This is a genomic window from Acetomicrobium sp. S15 = DSM 107314 (assembly GCF_016125955.1).
Classification (GTDB): Bacteria; Synergistota; Synergistia; order Synergistales; family Thermosynergistaceae; genus Thermosynergistes; species Thermosynergistes pyruvativorans.
In genome coordinates, this window is record NZ_JADEVE010000435.1 from 1 (window position 1) to 5,527 (window position 5,527).

The 5,527-nt window shown below is 49.4% G+C and carries 6 protein-coding genes; 3 read left to right on the forward strand and 3 right to left on the reverse strand.

Annotated features, from left to right (window positions below):
* Positions 1-358: 358 nt before the first annotated feature.
* Genes EZM41_RS13235 through EZM41_RS13245 form a run of 3 tightly spaced genes read left to right on the forward strand, consistent with a single transcriptional unit; the run spans position 359 to position 3,353 of the window.
* Positions 359-1,495 (forward strand): iron ABC transporter substrate-binding protein, encoded by a 1,137-nt coding sequence (locus EZM41_RS13235; protein ID WP_198471700.1) that lies wholly within the window; start codon positions 359-361, stop codon positions 1,493-1,495.
* A 38-nt stretch (positions 1,496-1,533) separates the two neighbouring features.
* Complete coding sequence (locus tag EZM41_RS13240) at positions 1,534-2,604, forward strand: FecCD family ABC transporter permease (RefSeq protein ID WP_198471701.1); 1,071 nt, start codon at positions 1,534-1,536, stop codon at positions 2,602-2,604.
* Entirely contained in the window at positions 2,601-3,353 is a 753-nt protein-coding gene (locus tag EZM41_RS13245) for an ABC transporter ATP-binding protein (protein ID WP_198471702.1), read from the forward strand. The genes EZM41_RS13240 and EZM41_RS13245 overlap by 4 nt, the downstream gene beginning before the upstream one ends.
* Positions 3,354-3,686: 333 nt before the next feature.
* On the opposite strand, the gene EZM41_RS13250 is transcribed toward EZM41_RS13245, so the two are convergent.
* The 3 genes from EZM41_RS13250 to EZM41_RS14120 all read right to left on the reverse strand — a co-directional run.
* Positions 3,687-3,827 carry a hypothetical protein gene (locus EZM41_RS13250; protein WP_198471703.1) on the reverse strand — a complete coding sequence of 47 codons (141 nt, stop codon included), beginning with the start codon at positions 3,825-3,827 and terminating at the stop codon, positions 3,687-3,689.
* A 168-nt stretch (positions 3,828-3,995) separates the two neighbouring features.
* Positions 3,996-5,366, reverse strand: coding sequence for an IS1634 family transposase (locus tag EZM41_RS13255; RefSeq protein ID WP_198471705.1), 1,371 nt, complete (start codon positions 5,364-5,366; stop codon positions 3,996-3,998).
* Positions 5,317-5,527: hypothetical protein (locus EZM41_RS14120; RefSeq protein WP_232619420.1), on the reverse strand; the 211-nt coding region annotated here is incomplete at its 5' end. The genes EZM41_RS13255 and EZM41_RS14120, both read right to left, overlap by 50 nt.

Sequence of the window (5,527 nt, forward strand, 5' to 3'; positions counted from 1 at the left end):
GTACCCCATATTCGCTGGATATCTCCGCTATTGTCTTTTCTCCCTTTACTGCTTCTAAAGCTATTTTAGCTTTTAATGTAGCATCGTATTTCTTGCGAATGTTGCCCATATGTCTGCCTCCTTTTTGTATATACAGGCTAAGGTCCGTCTCATTCCTCTGTCCAGCTTATGGGGTCAAGTATATAGAGCAGTATAGCTCAGTCAAAGCGCGAAGTGCTTTTTCCCTAAAGATAACAGTAAATTCCCTTTTTACTCGTCTAAAAAGAGATTATCTATCTGTCAAAAACAGCCCCTTGCCCAATGTCGTGTTACGTATTATCATATTCGTAACACGACATTGGGGATAGGAGGAAATTTTTTGTTTAAAAACACAAGTATGATTCGAGCTTTAACGATCTTAGCGGCAGCTTTCGTTATGTTTTTCTTTCACACAGGAGAAGGTTGGCCTCAAGATTCTAACATAAGTATAACTGATGCATGGGGACGGCACGTAACGATTCCTTCCGATGTGGAGCGCATCATTTGCTCAGGCCCGGGGTGCTTGCGATACGCCGTGTATCTGCAGGCCCTCGATAAAGTAGTGGCCGTGGATGATATAGAAAAATCGCGCAGGGCCTTTGAGGCGCGGCCATATTTTTTGGCCCATCCAGAACTCGCCGAAAAGCCGCTTTTTGGTGAGTTCCGGGGGCGCGATAACCCGGAACTCATTTTGCTTCTCGACCCAAAGCCTCAGGTGATTTTTAAAACCTATGCCGATGCTGGATACAACCCAGACGAATTGCAAGCTAAAACTGGCATTCCCGTCGTAGTTTTAAACTATGGCGATCTAACGAAGCACCGAGAGGATATGGAAGAAGCCCTCGCTCTCATGGGTAAAATTTTAAAAAAGGAGAGCCGGGCAAAAGAAGTTATCGACTTTTTCGAGGCGTCAATATGTGATCTTAAGGCAAGGACTTTAAGCATCTCACAAAAAGAGCGCCCAACTTGTTTTGTTGGGGGCATTGCCCACAAGGGGCCACATGGATTTACCTCCACAGAGCTCGCTTACCCTCCCTTTTTGTTCACCAATGTCAAAAACATAGCTTCCGCAGAAGGAGATAGCAAGCCACAGCAGGTCAACTTCTCTAAGGAAAAGATCATTGAGCTTGACCCGCAATACATTTTCGTGGACCTTGCCACGCTTCAGGCTGGGGAAGCGGGGGCTTTAAGCCAGCTAAAAAATGAAGCGTGCTTCAGCGTGCTCTCTGCAGTTAGAGCCGGTCGCGTTTACGGCCTCCTTCCCTACAACTGGTATACGATAAACTACGGCTCAGTCCTCGCAGACGCGTATTTTGTCGGCTCGGTCTGTTATCCTGAGTGCTTTAAAGATACTGACCCCGAGCGCAAAGCGGACGAAATCTATGAGTTTCTCGTGGGTAAGCCAGTTTTTTCACAGATGAACGCCTCTTTTAATGGCCTAGCCTTTACGCAAATAAATTTAAATGCCCTCAAGTAAGTTGGGCATACCAGGTTAAAAAAACATGGAGAAAAGCCATGCATCTTGAAGAAGGTTCAATTCCTGTAGGATACAAGCGATATATAGGAGGTAAAATTACCCTCATCGTAGCGGGCTTTTTTATCTTGGCAGCTTTAATCGTGGTCTCTATTTCGATAGGCTCTGCCCGCATGCCCTTAAGAGAGGTCCTTCAGACTCTATTTTTGCGACACGTTTCAGAACAGCTCGACTCAATAGTGTTTAATATCAGATTACCACAGACGCTTACAGCTATAGTCGCCGGTGCTGGCCTTTCAATCGCTGGGGCGGTGATGCAGTCCGTTTTAGAGAACCCCCTGGCTTCGCCCTTCACTTTGGGCATTTCCCACGCTGCGGCATTTGGCGCAGCCCTTTCGGTCATGGCCATGGGGTCAAGGTTCTCGTTAGCTTCAGGCACCTATGCGCTTAACGCGCTCAGGGCAGGAATGACGGCAGGGACCGCTTTTTTAACCAGCATGATAGCTACGCTGATAGTCATATTAATATCCAACCTGCGCCGGGGGTCTCCAGAGGTGATGGCCTTAGCCGGCGTGGCCTTAGGTTCGCTCTTTACCGCTGGAACCATGTTTTTGCAGTATTTTGCCGATGACGTTGAGCTTGCCGCCATGGTGTTTTGGACCTTCGGTGACGTAGGTCGGGCTAATTGGAGCGAACTGGGCATAATTTCTGCCGTAACGGGTGGAGTGATATTGTTTTTTCTATTTAACGCATGGAATTATAATGCGATCGATGCTGGAGACGAAACGGCTCTCGGGCTCGGTGTCAGTGTCCGCTACGTCAGATTCTTTGGGATGTTCTTCGCATCTCTTGTAACGGCTGTTACCATAGCTTTTGTCGGCGTCATAGGCTTTGTTGGGTTAATCTGCCCCCACATGGTTCGCCGCTTGATAGGCGATGACAACAGGTTCCTCCTCCCAGGTTCCTGTGTCATGGGGAGCATATTGCTTTTAGCAGCAGACACAACGGCGCGAATGATTATGGCTCCGCGCGTCTTGCCCGTAGCAATCCTCACCTCATTTGTAGGAGCACCGGTGTTTCTTTATCTTATCATTAAGGGTAATAGACGATGATTCTATCCATAAGCGGTATATCTTTTTGCTATAAAAGCAGGCAGGTCCTAAAAGATGTAAGCTTTGCCCTCAAGCAGAATGAGCTATTGGCCATCCTCGGCCCTAATGGGGTCGGTAAAACTACGCTCCTCAAATGCATTAACGCCATCTTAAGGCCACAGGGAGGGAGCGTCCTCGTCGAAGGGCGCGACATATCAAGCCTTTCGAGGATGGAAATAGCTAAGGATCTCGCTTATGTTCCCCAACGAGGCGCAAGCGGGCGCTTGACGGCTTTTGACGCGATACTTCTTGGGCGCAGGCCGCACATTCAATGGAAGGTCCGCAAAAAAGACTTAGAAAAAGTAGACGCCATCATCAAAACCCTGGGGCTCGAAGAGCTATCCTTGAGGTTTCTCGATGAGATGAGCGGCGGTGAGCTACAGAAGGTCAATATAGCCAGAGCGCTCGTCCAGGAGCCGAAGGTGCTCCTACTGGACGAACCTACGAGCAGTCTGGATTTGAGAAACCAACAAGAGATACTTAAAACTATCCGTCACATAGTCACCAATCACGACATGGCTGCGGTTATGACCATGCACGACCTCGGTTCGGCCCTGCGTTTTGCCGACAAGGCACTTTTTATGAAAAACGGCGTGATCTATTCCGCATCGAGTTGTGCAAACGTTACACCAGCCATGGTAGAAGCTGTCTATGGGGTCAACGTCGCCATCGAGCGCATCAAAGGCCATCCCGTGGTCGTTCCGCTATAAACCATAATTTTTTCTTGTCACAGATCTACAAAACCCAAACATGCCTCATTTGCCTTACATCAAACCAAGTGCCCGTTAAAACCCTTTAAGACCGGGCATGCAGATTAGCTAATTTAGGTTCTCGGAATTGGTTTTAGGCTATCCTACTTAAATCTGATCCCGATGCCTACCCTGGAACTTTACAACTTAAGAATTAAGACGGTATCTATATAAATATAGGCCCCTCAACAGACTCACATAACCACACTCCAGGCTATTTACTTATTAACCCAACTTCCGCATCTATAGCCTCCAAACACAGCAATACCAACGCATTCTGCCGTTCGTTAGTCACTAATTCTCTTTCAGCCAGCTCCTCTTCGGCTTGATCGGTTCATGGGGTACGTTCAGTTTGGAATAAAGCTCAATCTGTTCTGGGGTCGGCCTCGTCGCGCGACGCACTTTTAAAACCCTGCCATCGGCTGTGGGCAGCACAATAGTTACCACCTGATGAGTCTTGAGCGCCTCCTTTGCCGTAATCCAGGAGATGTGCATCCCTGGTCGCGCAGCGTCTTTTCTATGGCTACCAGAAGGTGGTAGGCCAAGACGCAGAGGAATATATGAGCCCTCACCCTGTTTTTTAGCTGGTGGAAGATAGGGCGCTTAAGACAAAGGGCTTTTCATGTCAGAAAAGGCAGCTTCCGCCCTGGATAAGAGGGAGTAGATGCGCCAGGCCTCTTCTGGGTCGAGATCGCTCCTGTCTGTCTTTAAGAGGTAACTGCCGTCGAGCTTCTCTGCCTTCGCCCTCTCTTCCTCTCTTGCTGCCCAGATTAGTTTGTCTTCCCCTTTGTGATAGGCGATCTCGTAGTACTTAGCGACGCGGGGATAGCGCTCCTTTATCCTGCCTATGGCCTCGTAGATCTCCTCTTCTCTGACCAGCTTGCCACAAGTTATGCGCTCTTTCAGCTTCTTTAAGTCACAGAGCAGGCGCCTCTCGTGGGCCTCCCTTATGGATCTATCCTTAGCCGATCGCTCTTCGCTCACCACTAAGACGTAAACCTCGCCGCCGCACTCATTCTTCTTCACCTCTACATGGCTTTTCTTCTGGTAGGGATTTGTGGCAGAGGGGAGGCGAACTACCTCTACGAACCCTCCTTCGTCCTCGAATTCGCAAAGCAAGCGATCGCGCTCGCCTTGTCTTGAAGCTACGACGTAATGATAGTTCCTGCTTTTGATGAGATCGAGGTTGTCTTGGCTTGCCATGCCCCGGTCAACTACCACCGTAATCATCTCTTTCTTGCCCTGTCTTTCTTCCAGGGCATCGAGCATGGCACCGATCGTGGTGGAGTCGGCCCTGTTTCCCTCAAAGACCTCGTGCATGATGGGAAAGCCTTCTCTGTCTACCACAAGCCCCACGAGCACCTGTTTGCAATCTGGACGCTTGTCCCTGGAGTAGCCGCGTTTTGCTTCATCGTTCTTAGGGCATCTTCCCTCGAAATATGTGGAGGTGATGTCGTAGAGGTAGATCGTGCAGTCGAGGTTGAAGAGGCTCACCTCCCTCGCCCTCAAGGATGATTCGATCTGTGCTTGTGCCGGTATCAGCTTGTCGAGGTTTCTGTATAAAGCGTCGTCTTTAAGGGTCGAGAGGTCGATGCCCATGATATCTTCCAGGGCAGTAGCGTTTGTCCAGGCAGGCATGCCGTGCTCCGATGCGGGATTGATGAGCCTGTTAAAGGCCATGACCTTGGTGAGCTCGCAAGACTTTTTATCGAGTCCGGCTTCGGTTAAGACCTCTTCCATCCCGAGCCTCATCCAGAAGTGATTGGCTACATGTACAGGACCAGCTTCCTTGGCGTTTTCTGCAGCCACCGCGTTGACCTTTATCCCTACTATCTCGCCTTCTTCTTTTTTCTGGGTTTGTCTTTTTGTCCCTTTGCCTCGCTTTTTTGCCTTGGCTACGATCTCTTCCACTGACGGGTCTTGCTCATCGAGGGTGAGCTGACCCGATAAAGCCGCTTCGAGTTTCCTTGCCAAGGCATGCCACCGCTTGAGGCGGGCCTGGCTCTAAGCTGCCCAAGGAACAGATGGTCTTTTGCCTGGGTCCCTTTGGTGTGGCCACAGACTCAACCAAGAGGTAGTTGACGTATTCTTTGCCGTTTTTGCCCTTGTGTACGGTCTTCCTGATATACATGCCA